Below are 15,419 nucleotides of genomic sequence, written 5' to 3'. Positions count from 1 at the left end.
GATCGAACCCTTTTGCTCGATAGCCAGCTACATCAAGGTCAGCGCGTTTCGTGGAGGGTAGTCGGATCAGACGTATTCGTCCTTGTCGCGAAGAGGTTTTACTCGACCCGGCTGCAAAACAAACTGACGCTGCGATACCCTAGAAGAACGCATCAAAAACAGAGAAGCTTTAGCACTGCCAATAGCCGCGGCGACGTTTTTGAGTTTTTGAGCCGTGAGTTTCTTAAACGCCGCTTCTGCCTCTTCCTTGCTGGTTGAGTAGTCAACCAGACATTGGCCACCAGCAGACCCGATTCAAACCCACTCTCTACTCAAACACCCTTCGCCAAAGAGTGTTTGGGTAACGCGCATCGCATAGAACCGCACTTGACACTCTTCGGGGCTTTTTTCGGGCCGAACGATCACTAAAACCGCCGGCTATGAGCCTACCTCGTGTAATGCAGCACGTGTATGCGCAAGGTTTGACAGCTTGCGATGGGCTGTATGCCGACGACGCGCGACTGTGCGGCAAAGCCGCTCAAAGCGCCTGAGAAAGACAGTTGCTGGGCGGGCAATCGTGGCTTTGCACATTTTGAACTGAATCACTGTTTCGCTCAATAACGCGAAGGCAAAGATCATGAAGCCATTTTTGCTGTTTGGACGACAGGATAATGCGCGTTCCGTATGCTGCCTCACGCTCAATTTGCTGCGAGACAAATCCGCAGGAACCCGCCTCATGCTCTACCAGCTCATCAAAGACGATATCGAGAACCTGAATGATCTTGCTCCAGTTCACGGGCGTTTCATCAGCGACAGGATAACCGTCGATCAGGGTACGTAACGACGCAACGGCCTGCCTTTTTTCCCGTGCATCACGCTGTTTAATCGCTTTTTGCTTAAGTCGCAGTTCGCGCTCGTCGCATTCCTTGTCTGCGGCGTCAATTCTGAGCTGCAAATCCGGATCATCCCAAATAACTTCTGCAAAATGCTCATGACCCGGAAATGGCCGATCAATTTTTGAACCGGCCGACACGCTTTGTACAGTGGCCATTACCGAGCCATCGGGTGCGTATGTGTTTTCCTGAACAGAAACGATATCAAAATATACATCGGTTGAATTACCTGAATTACTACGCGAATAGCGCGCTCCTACGAAATCAGAGGGGCTGAGCACATCGTAGGCATGTGCAAAAATACGTTTCAAAGTTGTGCTCATGGATTCCATATTCAGCCTCCTGTGAAGAATGGGTCTTAACGGCTCAGTACGAAGTCGCCGCACAGAGCGGGCGATGACAGCAAAAATTGAAAAAACTATGGCGGTGCGGGACTAAGGTTTAGAATACGCCTCGCCTTCGATGTCACATCGGGATCTGACGGTCAGCACCGCGCAAGAAACCAGGATCCTGGCCGTACCAGCATAGCGGCAATGCTGCCCCCGTTTATTGGCCGGGTCTGCGCCCGGCCAGGCGTACCGCTCTGAAGAGCACACCGGTCACATACCGGCTAGGGCTCCAGCTCAAACCGCGCTTTATTGACAGAATTGCGTAGCCGGTCGCGGGCTCGTTTCTCAGCCTGCGCTGTGGCATTCGCAACTCTGAGTGCTGCTGCCGTGTCCCGGCTCAGAGGTTCAGAACGCGCGAGCATTGCAACCAGCCTATTGCGATCGGCAGCGGTTAAACGGGTCACTGCGGTCTTCAACAGACGTTCACGGGTGGCAACCTCAGAGGCCCTGACAAGGTGATCTTCGCCGGTTTCGACAGGGGTGTCGAAGCCCGCGCGCAGTTCCGTATCCGCATTCTCAACACTCGTCTTTCGCAAAGTTTCGTATTTGTCGCGCCGCCGACAGGCATCGGCGGCAGCGCGGCGAGCAATCACATAAGCGATCGAACTGACACTGTGGCGCGGACGATTCCCCTTTGCAAAGTAGTTCACAAGCCGGTAGCAGGTCTCAGAAAATATCTCTTCCCGCTGCTCTGGTGTCGCCTCAATCAGAGGAGAGTTCTTTATACCCCCGTAGATTGCTTTTTTCAGCGCGTCCAACGTGATTTTGACTTCAGGCGCAAAAACAACGAGCACACAGGAAGTGCGCGACCCCAGCTGGTTCAGCATGGAATTCTCCTCAAGGTTTAGGGAAGTTGGAGAGATCCAAGCTGGGGTTGACCACCAGCCACTCGCCCTGTAGGCTCGAGGGACCTCTCGCCCAAGGGAGGTTCCGAGAGGCTACAGGGCGAGTGGCGTATGTTGGGCGGGCAATGACCGACACAAGGGTTTCACCGCAACGAAAACGCTCAGATCAGCCGACGAAAGCCGCTTGATGGATTGGTTTCATTGGGGGATGTCAGCGGGATTATTGTCTTCCGGGATATCGCTGAAAGAAAACGGGACCGACAGATCGTCTTCAGTCTCACAATCAGATGCATGATCGTAAATCGCATCTATGGTGTGGTACGACTCTTCCGGTTCCGTTTCGCACCTCAGATTCCAGCAACTCTGAACAAATGTAGATGTTTGGTAGAACTGCCGTGCGATGCGTTGAATACGATCCGAACGGCTTTCAGATGCGGCACGAATATCGTGAATCGCATATTCCCACGCCTGACGGCAGATTTCGAGCTGCTCATGGTCGGTAAACTCTTCTGCTTCGAGGGGTTGCAGTAGTTTCCCCGCCGCCCACTTCCGCTCTCGCGCATCATACTGCCGCGTATGCAAGCTCGTCGGCATTTCAGAAAGATCAAAACCGTCTTCATCGTCGAACCGCGCGCGTATGTCGCGAGCCAGCCGGACAAGGCGTTCCCGATTAAAAACAACGCGTGTCATTCCGCCACCTCAAGACCGCGCGCTGCGCAAGGCGTTTTACTATAAAACGGATTCTGATCGTAGTGTCCGCGATAGGCTGCTTCCGTCAGATAATTCAGTTTACGAGCCCGAACAGGTTCGCGGCCCTGACGGCACAACACCTGCTCGCCCATGGGCATCCCAAGTATCTGACCCTGGTAACCGGTGAGCTGTTCAAGGTTTCTGGCGCTGGCCGCGTTGGATGCGCCAAACATTGAGAGTGTTCCGGCATTGTCGATAATTTCAGAGGCGCGGTGCCCGTAAATCGCTTCGATTTGCCCGATGCTTTGCCAGAAGGTCCAGGTTTTCAGACCATAGCCCCGCAGCAAAGAGGCCGCCGTAAGCAGTTCATCAAAATAACCCAAGGTGGCGGCTTCATCGACCAGAAAAAGGTCAGGTACCGATGGCTTGACGGCGCGTTCCGCAACTGTCGTCAGGATGGTTCCCAGCCACAATCTTAGCATCTGCCCGTGACTTCGCAGTAAATGGGGTGGAATGCGCAGATAGATGGTCATGGGATGGTTTTCGCGAACTCTCCCGAGCAACCCCCACCCACCCGACAAACCACTTTGCACACGTTTGGAGGACAAAAAGCCCACGTGATTGCGCAGCGTTGTGAGCAAAGATGCCGCTGTCCGATCCGGCGCATCGGTATACGCCTTCGCCGCGGCGATCATTGCACCACCATGCAGGCCGCAGGTCTGCATACAAGCCAACATCTCTTCGAGGTGATCCGCCATCCCCCACATACGGTATAGCAGTGACAAAGAACGATCCCGACGCCGAATATGCGTTGCCAAAAACAGCAGGCTGCCGGTTACAATGGTCTCGGCCATGTCGTCCCAAAACGGATCATCGGCGAGGCTCGTTCCCTTGTTGATCATCCTGGCCAGACGTCTGCATTGGTCGTAGGCGTCAGCCGACGCGGGGTCTACAAACTCCATGGGGTTCATAGCATCAGACGCGGCACCAAACGGATCAAGGATCACCACTTCTTGGCCCATTTCGCGCCGTCGGCGGGCACTTACAGCGGCGATCTCTCCTTTCAAGTCCAGGATTACCATTGAACCGGGATATGTCAGGGCCGTCGGTATGACCTGTGAGACCCCTTTCCCTGTCCCCGTCCCGGCAATGGTGACCAAACCAGCATCACTTTGGTCTTCAATCACTGTCGCAGATGGTGTGTCGGACACAGACGCCCCAAAGCCTGGCTTGATCGCAGTCTCGGAAAGCACTCGCCCTATCGGAATAGCGTAAGAAACAGTCATTCTGGTCTCCTGTTGAAGTGTCGTCATTTCCGAAGTGGCAAGGTGTCACCAGGCATGACAGGCAGATCGCAACAAACTGGAAAATTGTTCAGATCGAAAAAAATCCTGAAAAACTGTCATGGGATTGGGAGAGCGGCGACTTCGGTTACGTCAGACGTCAAAACAAGGAGACAGAAATGACCGACATCGATCGCAACACTCCGCCCCCTGCAACTCAGACAACCTCCAAGAGTGTTGCCGCCGCCTTCTTTCTGGCTTTTTTGTTTGGCCCGCTTGGCCTGCTCTACGCATCGGTTGGCGGCGGTATCATCATGATTCTGGCCAGTTTCGCCATCGTACCGTTCACCGGCGGTCTGGGCGTCTTCCTCATCTGGCCGACCTCCATTCTCTGGGCACTCATTGCCGCAGGGTCCAGCAAAACCTGAAATTGGGGAATTCCAATCAGACTGGTCATCGCAATAAATGCGGTGACTTCAATCATTTACCTGAAGAGAAAGAACCCTGTCATGACCGATCGCCGCGCCAGCATGATGGCAACTCTCGCCGATATTCGATCAAAACCATCCACTCCAGGCCGCCAAGCCGCAGCCGCAAACATCGAGGCCGCGCTTGCAAAGATGGAGGCATACGCCGCGCGCGCCAAAGGCGGCGCCTATGCGCGTCAGATGACACTCATCGATCGTGAGCGTTTGATGCAAATTGTCGACGATCTAACCCGAGCAGACGAAGCCCGGTCACGTGCCCACAAAATCCTTGATGGAAACGGTGATTTGATCGAGGGCGACGTGCAGTTTCTTGAGCGCAGAAATGGAGGGGGCGCAGCAACTTCATGAATGGAAAAGGCGGCAGCGCACTTCAGGACAACCACCACGAACAAAGAAAGAGAGTTCCATTGCCCCTCGACAGACAGACACTTGACCAACTGCGGATGGATTGCGCGTTCGGTGACGGTACTGAAAATCCAATCTTCCTAACAGCAGGCGCTGCGGAAGCAGTCGGTGACGGCTTTTGGGGCCTTATGTTTGAGTTCATGACATTTGACGATTGGGACCCGGATTGGGACCCGGACGGTTTGCATGAAATTGGCGTTATACCGTTCGACGGGACCGACATCATGTTCAAAATTACCCCAGTCGACACGTCCTACAAGAACTTTACCCTAACCTTCTTGCTGCCGGAAGAATGGTAACCTGCAACGCTGTCCAGCCCCGGTTTTCCAACCCAACACGCTCAACCCCGTTTCGCTGTCAGCTGTGCGGGTAAGAAACAATCCAAAGAGAGAAATGGACCTACGAAGCTTCTGTTGCCCCAGAACACATGACAACAGGAAACCTCTTCCATAAAGAGAAATTCAATTTGTAGGCTCAACTTTAAGACAATAGCACCCGTCCACAAGAGCAGTTTTCACCCGGCCACTCTTCAGGACACTCCAGTTATCACCAAGAAAGGTTAACATGCTCAACCCATTCTATATTTGCTGCGTCGGAGACACAGATTGGTTCTCCTTTGCCATTGATCGCGATCAACTCATTCACACCAAGAAAATCCTCGGCACGTCTGATGCCGACGCCTTGGTCGCACAGGCCGGTCCGCTTCTATGCAGTGATCGTTGGGACGAATTGCGCGGAATGCCAAGCCCGGGGTCGACGGGCGACAATGAGAACGCTCTGGTCACCGCGGTACTTAGCCTGATCGGTGGAACACGTACTCTGGAACACGCGCTGTCCACGGGTCATGATTTGTTGTCCTGCATTGTTTATCGGGGAAATGGCAGTGATGCCCAGACGCCGGCCAAGTACGGGTTCAGAATGCTGGGCAGTCAGACCTGCAGTACGGCCGACGGTGACACCCATTTTGCCCAAGCGCAACTTGGTTTGCTTCTGGCAGCGCAAGCCTTTTCAGCAGACGTGCAAGACGGGCTCATCCATCCAGACAGCCCCGTCATCGATACACTTCGAAATACAGGAATGCTGGAACCTGCATCTACCTCATGCGGACCAACTGCAGAAACCGCAGGTGTCCAGTTGGTTGAAGTCTATGAGGACGGCAATCCAAAAACCGCTGTTGCGTGCTTTGCCGACCCGGATCAGGCAGCGGCTTGGGCAACAGTGCCTAGCTTGTCGATCGAAATCGTAACCGGACACAGCGCCACACCCTTTGGGCCTCTGAGCTTTCTGCTGTGGGTGGTTGGACTGGGCAGTTCAACCGCATCTGTTTTTGAACAATTCATTGATCCGAAAAGCCTTGGAGGCGCTGGGTTTATCAACCTTTCAACCAGCGACAACTTTGACTTTATCCTACTGGATCGCACCACCGGAGATCAGAAGCGCCACATCGTCTATCCTTCCGGGGACGTGTTCCAGAATTTTGTGAAAACGCTACCGGTTGAATTTCTTGAAAACCCCACGGATTTGAACCGCGCTCAAAGCTATGTCCAAGAGAATGTCTCGGTAATCGACCTCCTGCCGGAGCGATTGAAACTGGCATTTGCGTCGTAGCTTTCCAACCAGCCGATATAGAAATTTTGCCCCGGCCCCAGAGCCGAGGCAGTACCTTAAAAACTCAGAATTGGGCGTAGACATGGATAGAGAAACCCTGATCGATCGTATTGTGGGGGATGGCTTTTACTTCATTGATTTCGAAGCAAGTTCGCTCTCACCCTACAGCTGGCCGATAGAGATCGGGCTGGCGTGGATCGAAGGCGAAGACGTTGTCAGCGAAGGCCGGTTAATCCGGCCACACCGGTCCTGGGATATGTCCGACTGGTCCACCGAGAGCGAAGCCGTGCATGGTATTTCTAAAAGCGAACTGACTGCCAAGGGGCACCAAGCTGAAGAGGTTGCGCGTTGGTTCGATCAAACCGTACAAGGCGTGGGCATAACGGACGCCCCGGAATTCGAGCGACGCTGGCTCGCTCGCCTGTTGAGTACGGCCCCGCCCAAGCACTCGATTACGCTGATGGATTTTGATCAGTTCATCGCGACGATGCTTCCTGCTCGCTCGCAACATGAAAACGTTTACGCAAGCCTCGATCAACACCCTGTACCGCATCGCGCGGCAGAGGATGCAGCCCGATTGGCGACTGCTTATTTGGCCGGGCGTAGTACAGATCAGCAAACAAGGTAACTTGAAATTGAGGAAAGAACTGTCGGAGCTCGCTGAAAGGGCAGCGGTCCAGATCAATCTCATGCTTGTGGCATCCGGTCGTGCGGGTTTGCTTTTGGCCACGGGTCGTTTTGCTCGGAACACAAAGATCGACACCCGCCCCTACGTGGGGAATGCCGTGATGCAATTGGTAAGTTATTGAAATCCAATTCATAGCAACCTCAAAGGCGCTTGAATTTCGAGCCCCATCACTTTGCCGACCTCTAAAATGACTCAAGTCATTGTTTTTACATTATTTTTTAAGTTGTCAGCTGACAATTTCCCATTGCCTTGCAAGGCTTTCAGCATGGGCATTCATAATACTGTGCCTGCCTGCGCTTTTTGCGTCAGCTTGCACAGATAGGCGCCTAGGCTTCGGATGTCTTGCAGACATTCAAGGATGCAAAGGCCGGTTGATTCTGCGGCTCCCATGCGGCCTCACGCTTCGTAGAAGGCCCGAGGATCAATCCCGATTATGGGCGACAGTTTCTCAGCAACTGTTACCGACTCTGCCCATCCCGTGATGGGTCTGGGGTAGTAGTCCTGAAACCCGGTACAGGCAGCGAGAACGATATGAAGATTGGCGTCATCGTTTCTTTGTCAGCCGAAATTTTCGGGTCAGAGGGCTCTTCTTCAGAAATCAATTTTAGATTCAAATGAATCCTGTATGTGCCGCTCATTTTGACTGTCAGGGTCGCTCGATTGAATGGCTCGCTATTCAGGCTGCTGGACCGCGTTACCTGTGTTTTGGTCGGCTGTGCCCTCTAATTCCCAGGTCAAAGCCGAAAGCCAGCTCGCCCCCCCTGCCCTGCCCTGCCCTGCGCGGCGCACAGAGTTGACAGAACCGATTTGGAGGGGCGATCTCGGAGGTGCTAAGATTGAAAGAGCCTTCCAGGGTCATCTGTCCTAGGGGGTTTTTTGCGGTCTGTCCGTGCCTCCTGTGGTTGCTTCTGCTTTGGTCTTAGTCTTCCGACCGTTCGTTCTTCCAGCGGTCGTGAAATTCGGTTAGCAGGGCTTCGGCGTTGGTTTCGAACCAGGCGTCAAAGCCATCTGCCGTGCGAGACGGAATGTTCAGGGTCACACCGCGATTTGTCAGTCGAACATCGGCCAGGGCCTTGCCTGAGGCGTCACGCAAAGTGCGTGGCTTGGCTACGGCGGATTTGCTGGCGGGCGGTTTCTTCTGCACGTGTTTCAGGACCGCCTCAAACCGCTGATCCGAGTCTAGCGTCAGAAAACCGGGGCGGTTCATGAAGGTGTTGGCGCGACTGGCGGCGGCCGTGTCTTTCAGGTCCTCAGCCAGCGTCATCCAGCGGTCGCGGCCAATTTTGGGCGCAGACCCGATCTGGCGTAGGAAAGACAGGGGGAACGCTGTCCCAACCTTGAGCAGGCGCGTCACCATCGGTTGGTCGATCGACAGGGCCGCCGCGATGGTCTCACGGTCATAATCGGCCTCTTTCAATTGAGCGGCAAAGCTGACTTTTTCGATAAAGGACAGATCCTGGCGCGAGGTGTTTTCCTGCCCCTGCGCCAGAACCAGCGCGTGGTCGTCCAGTTGCCGGACCATGGCTTTGACTGGCTGACCAAGTTCTTTCAAAGCCATCAGACGGCGGCGGCCATAGACGATTTCGAACCGGCCCGGTTCCTTTGCGCGAGGGCGCAGCAGGATCGGAACCTGTTGCCCGTAGGCACGCAGGCTTTCGACCAGTTGTCGCTGTGCCTCGCTGTTCACCCCCAACCGGTCTTGCAGCCCGGCATCGTCGATCAGGGCGCAGTCAATCTCTTGCACCACGTTTTCCTGCAGCTTCGACAGGGAAGACTGCATGACACCAACCGCGCCGCGCGGCATCACCCGAGGCTTTTCGGGTCTTACCGCCCCACCGGAATGGTTCAGGTTGGTCGTCAGAATATCTTTACGTGTCATCAGCGCCCCATGCATGTTGAAGCAATGACTCGATCTCGTCGTTGATAAAATTCAATGAGTCCACCGCGCGGTCGTAGGAGTTGCGGTGAACCTGGCAGCGTTCGACCTCGTAAACCGTCTGCTGAGTCAGCCCGGCATCGGAAATCGCGGTGGATTTCAGCGTCGGCGCAACCACGACCTCGTTTTCGAACAGCTGCCGCAGGAAGGCGACAACCTGTTGCTGGGGGGCCGTCTCTGGGTTCATAGCGATTGACTAAAAACCGCAGAAAATCGTTTTTGGGGCGATAGCCAAACAGTGTGATCAATGATGCCTACGGGTCGATAACAACGGTCATAACCCGATAACCTTTCAACGCCAGACTCAGTGCCGTGTGGTTCACACTGGTCATCTTGCCCGACCCGCCTTTGAAGTTGAAGAAGGACAGAACCTGTACCTTGTCTCCAGGCTGGCGGTCTTTTAGGTGGGTCCCGGTTGTCTTTGCGGTCGACTCCAGTTCTTCCCGAATGGCCGGCAGGTCTTCGGCGGAATAGCGGCGCCTACCACCCGGCGTGGTATGTACATCGGAAACTCGGCTGTCGAAATGCAGTTTCCGCAGAAAGCTGGGTGAGATACCCAACAGACCGGCGGCTTCTTCGGCACTGAACAACCGAAGCTCCTTGCACGCGTCCGGCGCGAAAACTGTCATCATATAACTTTCCAAAGCCGCAGTCAGATTCTCAGTGCTCTCACGAACACACTGATTGATGCGGATCGGTTCAGCTACGTCTGCTCTCTTTCAGTAACGCTGTATTTCGCCAAAGCTGTTTTTATCGTTCTTTCCGCAAGGAGAGGTTTTTTGCAATTATTTCTTCAAAGGCGAGATACCGCAGGACCTACGTTATTTAGTAGAGGAACGAGTGCTTATGACAATTATCCCTAAAAGCCTGTGAAAATTAATGACATTTATCGCGACTTCCCGAACCGATGGAAAATCTCGTGAAGTGTCAGTTATAGCCTCGAGGCAAGGATTGAAACAGACGTTCGTGAATCATCAGCCGGGTAGAGGTGTGTACGGGTTGGAACCGAGGGTTTCATGTGACTTCAAGTGACATTATATTGGCCTTAGATGGACAAATTCGCATGAAAGGTCACTATATTGGTCTTTAACTTTGAAGCGAAGACTCCTGGTTCAGCGCAGGACAAGATTCGCATGTCTGCCCGCAGTTTGCGTCTGGCTCATAATATGACACAGCAGGCTCTAGCCGAAAAATCGGGCGTGCCACTGTCTACGCTCAAACGGTTTGAACAAAGCGGTGAGATTTCCCTGGCGGCGCTTATGGCGATTGCTGGAGCGTTGGGTGCGCTTGACGCATTCGAAAATCTGTTCCCGAAGCCTGCGGCCATGTCACTGGAGGAGCTGGGATCAGTAAAGGTTGACCGTAAACGGGCGGGAAAAGGCAGGACTGATGGCTGACCGTTTGAACATCGAACTGGACTTTGGTGGCCATCGGCGTGTGGTCGGACAGGTGGCTTGGGTCAGAGATCAACGTCGCGCTGCCATTGAATGGAGGCCGGAATTCGTTGCAAACCCGCTGCCGATTTCGCCGTATGCGATCCGATCCTGGCAGGGGCTGCATTTTGGCGACCATACGCCGTTTGATGGATTGCCGGGTGTTTTGGCGGATTCACTGCCTGATGGCTGGGGCCGCATGCTGATCGACCGTGAGCTGGCGCGGCCGGGCAAGGCCGTTCATGACCTGACACCAGTGGACCGTCTGGCCATCGTAGGCCAGCATGGCATGGGCGCGCTCAGCTATCATCCCGAAGAAGAACTTATCAAAGAGGAAGATATCGATCTGGATTGGTTCGCCAGAACGGTTCATCGTATCGAAGAAGACGTGTCCGTCGAAGACTTGTCTCGGCTTCGTGCAAGCAGTGGCGGATCAGCGGGCGCGCGGCCAAAATTTGTGGCATTGCTAAACACTGAAACCGGCGTGTTGCGGGATCATCGCGGCGCGGCAGAGGAAGGATTCAGTCACTACCTTATAAAATTCCGCTCCTCGTCCGACCCGGTCAGCGCCGCGCGTGAGGAACAAGCCTACGCCGAAATGGCGCGCGCGGCCGGGCTTAACATGTCGGGCACACGGTTGCTTTCGACCGGTTCGGGTGAAGACCTGTTCGCGACCCTTCGCTTTGATCGACCCGGAGGTCGGCGGCTGCATATGCACACGATCGCAAGTATTCTGAACGCCGATTTCACTGCCCCGGTTGTTGATTATGAAACCGTGTTGAAACTGACCTATTTCATGACCAACCATCAGGGTGATGTTGAAGAGATGTTTCGGCGCATGGTGTTCAACGTTCTGACCCACAACCGCGATGACCACATCAAGAACCACGCCTTTCTGATGGATCGTCACGGAACGTGGCGCCTGTCGCCCGCATATGACCTGAGCTTTTCCGACGGCCCCGGCGGCGAACACCATCTGAGTGTGAATGGAAACGGCAGGAACCCGACCTTTGAGGACCTGGTTGCAGTGGGAGGAGGTTGCGCCATCCGAAAGCGGCGTGTGCTCGAGATCATCGAGCAAGTGCGCCTTGCCGCAGAACAGTGGCCTTTCTACGCGGATGCAATAGGGGTTCCTAAAGCTCGACGCAATGAAATAGCCAAGAGATTGAATTTAGTCGGTATAAACTGATCAAGGCTGTAGTCGGGCGTGTTGATCTGGATGGCAGTTTTGTATAATTATCACTTAAAATCAATTGGTTACATCAAGGTATATTTAAATATAGTGATTATGATTTGAACAGATCGCCAATATCAAACGCAAAAAGCGTGGGAATTGAGGCTTCGTCGCAAGCTCTCTAGCTCCTCTGTCTGAGATGACACCCTCCTGTTAGTGGCGCCCCGGTTTTCAACAGGAGCAAGCCGTGGAGATTTCATGCGAGGGTGCACATTTTCGAAAAGATGTGATCTTGCATGTGGTGTTATTCTATCTTCGCTATTCAGTGTCATATCGGGATCTGCAAGAAATCCTGGTTGAGCGGTACGTTTCGGTTAATCTTGCGACACTGAACCGTTGGATCGCCGATTACGCACTTCTGATCGCCGGCCGTGCGCGTCGTCAAAAACGGCTTTGCGATTGATCCTGGCGTATGTACGCACCCAATGTGCGGGTCAAAGCAAATGGGTATATCTGTAGAGGGCAGTCGGCAAACCCGAGAAGACACTTGAATTCATCTTGTCCAAGCACCGGAATACAGCTGTGGCGGCAATACCGACGGATGGGCGCGGATTGAGATGTCCAAGCCACTGAGCGCAGTTGTTTCATTGAATGAATTAAGACACCGGGCTGATCTGGCGTTCGCCGTCGAATACCACGGCCATATTCATAGGGTTCCCCTGCTGCTTGCCTTGAAAGGCTGCGCCACGAGATAACTGGTGCGTTAGATCAAAGCCGGAGAAATCACAGTTTGGGTCTCCCAATATCTTGAAACCCGGTATGTTGAAAAGACAGGGCGGCAGGAACCTCCTGACGCCCTGTAACGAACAGCAAACCAAAACCTTACCCGTGGGTAAGATCATCTTCCTCAGGAAGAGCATCAATCAAAGCGGCAATTGCCGCCTCCAATTTGCTGCGGTCAACACGAGTGAAATCCAGATCGTACCTCAACTCTATTCGCCCGCTAGATGCGGAGCATTTCGCGATCCCTGCCCGCCCTGAAACCTGAAATGTCGTTTTCGCGCGCCGAGGTTTGCTGGCGCTTTCAGCTGAGTTCTTTTTTGGAGAACTCGTTTCCTGCGCTCCCAGAAAAGACCTGAGAATTGCAACCTCCCGCGCTCCATCGCGATCAGGTTCGCTCATCACAGCGTCGCTCACTTGGCGTACCAGACCTGGTGTTGCATCAAGTTTGCGTTTCAGCTCTACGCCCACGTTGCGTGGAATGTCATTCGGATGCATCAGAACTTTTTCTAACAACGTCAGCAAACTGGCAAATGACCGGATGTAACTCCGCTTTGTGTAACTGGCGGATTTGAATAGCGTAGACACCGCCTTGTCTACATCCGGGCAATTATTTGTAGGGTCTTCGGCATAAGCGCGCGCGAGCGCACCCATTTCGGCAAAAGAGATATCCTTGCGGATCAGGTTCTCATCAACCATGCGTCGATAACTGTTGTCGAGATCACCCGCCTCTGAGATTCCCGCCGGGATTCTGGCATAGATGTCTTCGCCCGTTTCTTCAAACAATGCCTGATAGGCAGACAGACGCCGCATCCCCTGGATTAATTCAAATCGACCGTCAGACCGACGCTCAAGCCGGATCGGATTGGACAAGCCGATTTCCCGAATTGACGCCTTCAGCTCATCCAGCTCCGGATCCGGCCCCGGCTTGCGATCTCGCGTCAGCTTTTCGAAGAGGACGTCGGCCAATGCCACGTGCTCGGTCACCAGACCTTCGGCACGCAGACGAACCAGCTCATGCGCAAGGCGATCGTTCTCCGCACGAATGGTTTCTTCTGTCGATTGCTGATCTCTCAATGCGTCGGCGTTTTCCGAAATTGCCGCTGCCATTGGGCCGCGTCGCTTCTCAAGAACCTTGTCCCGGACTTGACCAACAGGAATGTCATCCATTGCTGGTATGTCGATATCGAACATTCTGCGCTTGCGACTCATGCGTCATCCTCCAGCTTGTCCCAGGCCGACAGCATCACACCTCGGAATTCCTCGTAAACGTTGTCAAAGGTCGAACGGGCCCGGCGCCATGTTTCCCGGGTCATTTCGCGATAATCCATCTCATAAACCGAGCTCAGAAAGCGACCCGACTGTTCAACCGCGCGGGTCATCTCAACCGGGTGCTGGGCTACATGGTCCCCGAAAACCTTTTGAAAGGCATCGAACATCGCCAGATGCAATGCGTTGCCAGGTTCGTACCGTGTGAGCAGGAACCGCAGCTCGCAAAACGTTTTGGGAAGGCCGACCTTACCCGTGGGTAAGGTCTTGTCGAACCCGTAAGCCAGATCCTCGAGAGCTTCGGCCAGCTGACCGATAAAGGATGTGGTCGAATCATATTCCCAATATCCGGGGCCAGACGGAATATATAGCATGTCCGCCGCGAACACCGCGTTCATGGACTGATATCCAATGGCGGGGGGGCAATCGAACAGGATCAGGTCATAGGCATCATCGGGAATTTGATCCAGGTAGCGAGACACGGCAGCAAAGAACGACCACTCAGGGTTCAGGTGCCGATACTGTGCCGAGGCAAATTCGACGAACGCAGCGTTCGCACAGGATGGCACGGCATCGATAGTGGACCATGATGTCTTCCTGATGAAATCGCTGATCCGCAGATCACCAAGCCCCATATCCGTAATTGCTGGCGGCAACTCCCGGTGGGGCAGGGCGGTACCGGACTCCGCGGCTGCGGGCCGGTTGTTCATACGTTCCGTCTCGCGGATCAGGTCGCGCGCCATGATCCCCCAGACAGTGTAGTCCTCGGCGACATCGGTCAGGCCCATCGAATGGCTCAGCGTCGCCTGAGGGTCGAAATCGACGACGAGAACGCGATAGCCATCAAGCGCGGCCGCATGCGCAAGATGCAAAGCCACTGTCGACTTACCCGCGCCACCCTTGAAGTTTGCCACAGCAGCGCGAATGGCACGCTTGCCCTCGGGGCGCGGCGGCATAAGGGACTTGCGATTCACTTTGAGTCGCCGCCGCAACTCATTTACTTCTTCCAGGCTAAACCAACGCTGCCGCCCCTCCGGCTCGACTTCGCCGCCGGGCAGAGACGGATCAGCAGCAAGCTTTCCGCGAAAGGTTGACTGGTTGACCCGGAATATCAGCTCAGACACCTCCCAGCTGGAAAACCGGCGGAGTGTCTTCTCCATCTCGGGGCTGAAAGTCTGCTGACGAATCCAACCCTGCAACTTGAGAGATTGATTGCGTAATGCATTCAGGTCTTCGTGCGTGTACATGCCTCATGTCTCTTTGTTTGGAACGTAAATTTCTGTTCGTTTCTTATTTACGCCCGATTTGCGCTTTACGCAAAAGAAAATATGATGAGACTGTAATCTTACCCACGGGTAAGAAAACAAGGCCCTGCAAGGCTATGACCGATTCGGTCGCTCGCATTACCGGCGGCCACGATTCGCATCGAGCCTACAACTGCATTTAGGGGGACACTTATCCTGTTGGAGCGACATATGGGGGGACATAATACTCAATTAAGGGGACACACAGAACGTCCCCCATCACCAATACTTCACCAGATTTCTCTTATTTTTTGA

At 54.1% G+C, this 15,419-nt stretch carries 14 protein-coding genes and 1 pseudogene; 7 read left to right on the top strand and 8 right to left on the bottom strand.

Annotated elements, in window-relative coordinates; translation table 11 throughout:
• Positions 1 to 517: 517 nt before the first annotated feature.
• From ACR0K5_RS13900 to ACR0K5_RS13885, 4 genes are all read right to left on the bottom strand, one after another.
• Positions 518 to 1,204 carry a hypothetical protein gene (locus ACR0K5_RS13900; RefSeq protein WP_480630245.1) on the bottom strand — a complete coding sequence of 229 codons (687 nt, stop codon included), beginning with the start codon at positions 1,202 to 1,204 and terminating at the stop codon, positions 518 to 520.
• Between the two features lie 278 nt (positions 1,205 to 1,482).
• A complete protein-coding gene (locus ACR0K5_RS13895; RefSeq protein ID WP_480630244.1) occupies positions 1,483 to 2,088 on the bottom strand; it encodes a hypothetical protein in 606 nt (201 codons plus the stop codon).
• A gap of 216 nt (positions 2,089 to 2,304) precedes the next feature.
• A complete protein-coding gene (locus ACR0K5_RS13890; RefSeq protein WP_480630243.1) occupies positions 2,305 to 2,796 on the bottom strand; it encodes a hypothetical protein in 492 nt (163 codons plus the stop codon).
• Complete coding sequence (locus tag ACR0K5_RS13885) at positions 2,793 to 4,082, bottom strand: type IV secretory system conjugative DNA transfer family protein (protein ID WP_480630242.1); 1,290 nt, start codon at positions 4,080 to 4,082, stop codon at positions 2,793 to 2,795. The genes ACR0K5_RS13890 and ACR0K5_RS13885 overlap by 4 nt, the downstream gene beginning before the upstream one ends.
• Positions 4,083 to 4,258: 176 nt before the next feature.
• Here ACR0K5_RS13885 and ACR0K5_RS13880 point away from each other — a divergent pair, with 176 nt between their 5' ends.
• The 5 genes from ACR0K5_RS13880 to ACR0K5_RS13860 all read left to right on the top strand — a co-directional run bounded on the left by ACR0K5_RS13880 (position 4,259) and on the right by ACR0K5_RS13860 (position 7,208).
• On the top strand, positions 4,259 to 4,507 hold the full coding sequence (locus tag ACR0K5_RS13880; protein WP_480630241.1) for a hypothetical protein: 249 nt from the start codon (positions 4,259 to 4,261) through the stop codon (positions 4,505 to 4,507).
• Between the two features lie 81 nt (positions 4,508 to 4,588).
• Positions 4,589 to 4,915: a hypothetical protein gene (locus ACR0K5_RS13875; RefSeq protein ID WP_480630240.1), complete on the top strand. Its 327-nt coding sequence runs from the start codon at positions 4,589 to 4,591 to the stop codon at positions 4,913 to 4,915.
• Positions 4,912 to 5,271, top strand: a complete 360-nt coding sequence (locus ACR0K5_RS13870) for a hypothetical protein (protein ID WP_480630239.1) — start codon at positions 4,912 to 4,914, stop codon at positions 5,269 to 5,271. Before ACR0K5_RS13875 ends, ACR0K5_RS13870 begins: the two co-directional genes overlap by 4 nt.
• Before the next feature lie 265 nt (positions 5,272 to 5,536).
• Complete coding sequence (locus tag ACR0K5_RS13865; RefSeq protein WP_480630238.1) at positions 5,537 to 6,580, top strand: hypothetical protein; 1,044 nt, start codon at positions 5,537 to 5,539, stop codon at positions 6,578 to 6,580.
• 82 nt (positions 6,581 to 6,662) lie between these two features.
• A complete protein-coding gene (locus ACR0K5_RS13860) occupies positions 6,663 to 7,208 on the top strand; it encodes a 3'-5' exonuclease (RefSeq protein WP_480630237.1) in 546 nt (181 codons plus the stop codon).
• A gap of 979 nt (positions 7,209 to 8,187) precedes the next feature.
• On the opposite strand, the gene repB is transcribed toward ACR0K5_RS13860, so the two are convergent.
• Both repB and ACR0K5_RS13850 read right to left on the bottom strand, forming a co-directional pair.
• On the bottom strand, positions 8,188 to 9,147 hold the full coding sequence (gene repB, locus ACR0K5_RS13855; protein ID WP_480630236.1) for a plasmid partitioning protein RepB: 960 nt from the start codon (positions 9,145 to 9,147) through the stop codon (positions 8,188 to 8,190).
• Positions 9,137 to 9,836 (bottom strand): annotated as a pseudogene (locus tag ACR0K5_RS13850) (AAA family ATPase). Before ACR0K5_RS13850 ends, repB begins: the two are co-directional and overlap by 11 nt.
• 501 nt (positions 9,837 to 10,337) lie before the next feature.
• On the opposite strand from ACR0K5_RS13850, the gene ACR0K5_RS13845 reads away from it, so the two are divergent.
• A complete protein-coding gene (locus tag ACR0K5_RS13845; RefSeq protein ID WP_480630235.1) occupies positions 10,338 to 10,601 on the top strand; it encodes a helix-turn-helix domain-containing protein in 264 nt (87 codons plus the stop codon).
• Positions 10,594 to 11,826 carry a type II toxin-antitoxin system HipA family toxin gene (locus ACR0K5_RS13840; RefSeq protein WP_480630234.1) on the top strand — a complete coding sequence of 411 codons (1,233 nt, stop codon included), beginning with the start codon at positions 10,594 to 10,596 and terminating at the stop codon, positions 11,824 to 11,826. The genes ACR0K5_RS13845 and ACR0K5_RS13840 overlap by 8 nt, the downstream gene beginning before the upstream one ends.
• Before the next feature lie 867 nt (positions 11,827 to 12,693).
• On the opposite strand, the gene ACR0K5_RS13835 is transcribed toward ACR0K5_RS13840, so the two are convergent.
• On the bottom strand, positions 12,694 to 13,803 hold the full coding sequence (locus ACR0K5_RS13835) for a ParB/RepB/Spo0J family partition protein (protein ID WP_480630233.1): 1,110 nt from the start codon (positions 13,801 to 13,803) through the stop codon (positions 12,694 to 12,696).
• Complete coding sequence (locus ACR0K5_RS13830) at positions 13,800 to 15,107, bottom strand: AAA family ATPase (RefSeq protein WP_480630232.1); 1,308 nt, start codon at positions 15,105 to 15,107, stop codon at positions 13,800 to 13,802. Before ACR0K5_RS13830 ends, ACR0K5_RS13835 begins: the two co-directional genes overlap by 4 nt.
• Positions 15,108 to 15,419: the final 312 nt, after the last annotated feature.

The organism is Ruegeria sp. AB9, from assembly GCF_056542585.1.
The sequence above is the reverse complement of the archived record's forward strand: the minus strand, read 5'-3'. Positions and strand labels throughout refer to the sequence as shown.

What these genes read in the sequence shown, in the direction of transcription:
- ACR0K5_RS13900 (WP_480630245.1), bottom strand. Translation starts at nt 1,204, where the DNA reads ATGGAATCCATGAGCACAACTTTGAAACGTATTTTTGCACATGCCTAC.
- ACR0K5_RS13895 (WP_480630244.1), bottom strand. Translation starts at nt 2,088, where the DNA reads ATGCTGAACCAGCTGGGGTCGCGCACTTCCTGTGTGCTCGTTGTTTTT.
- ACR0K5_RS13890 (WP_480630243.1), bottom strand. Translation starts at nt 2,796, where the DNA reads ATGACACGCGTTGTTTTTAATCGGGAACGCCTTGTCCGGCTGGCTCGC.
- ACR0K5_RS13885 (WP_480630242.1), bottom strand. Translation starts at nt 4,082, where the DNA reads ATGACTGTTTCTTACGCTATTCCGATAGGGCGAGTGCTTTCCGAGACT.
- ACR0K5_RS13880 (WP_480630241.1), top strand. Translation starts at nt 4,259, where the DNA reads ATGACCGACATCGATCGCAACACTCCGCCCCCTGCAACTCAGACAACC.
- ACR0K5_RS13875 (WP_480630240.1), top strand. Translation starts at nt 4,589, where the DNA reads ATGACCGATCGCCGCGCCAGCATGATGGCAACTCTCGCCGATATTCGA.
- ACR0K5_RS13870 (WP_480630239.1), top strand. Translation starts at nt 4,912, where the DNA reads ATGAATGGAAAAGGCGGCAGCGCACTTCAGGACAACCACCACGAACAA.
- ACR0K5_RS13865 (WP_480630238.1), top strand. Translation starts at nt 5,537, where the DNA reads ATGCTCAACCCATTCTATATTTGCTGCGTCGGAGACACAGATTGGTTC.
- ACR0K5_RS13860 (WP_480630237.1), top strand. Translation starts at nt 6,663, where the DNA reads ATGGATAGAGAAACCCTGATCGATCGTATTGTGGGGGATGGCTTTTAC.
- repB (WP_480630236.1), bottom strand. Translation starts at nt 9,147, where the DNA reads ATGACACGTAAAGATATTCTGACGACCAACCTGAACCATTCCGGTGGG.
- ACR0K5_RS13845 (WP_480630235.1), top strand. Translation starts at nt 10,338, where the DNA reads ATGTCTGCCCGCAGTTTGCGTCTGGCTCATAATATGACACAGCAGGCT.
- ACR0K5_RS13840 (WP_480630234.1), top strand. Translation starts at nt 10,594, where the DNA reads ATGGCTGACCGTTTGAACATCGAACTGGACTTTGGTGGCCATCGGCGT.
- ACR0K5_RS13835 (WP_480630233.1), bottom strand. Translation starts at nt 13,803, where the DNA reads ATGAGTCGCAAGCGCAGAATGTTCGATATCGACATACCAGCAATGGAT.
- ACR0K5_RS13830 (WP_480630232.1), bottom strand. Translation starts at nt 15,107, where the DNA reads ATGTACACGCACGAAGACCTGAATGCATTACGCAATCAATCTCTCAAG.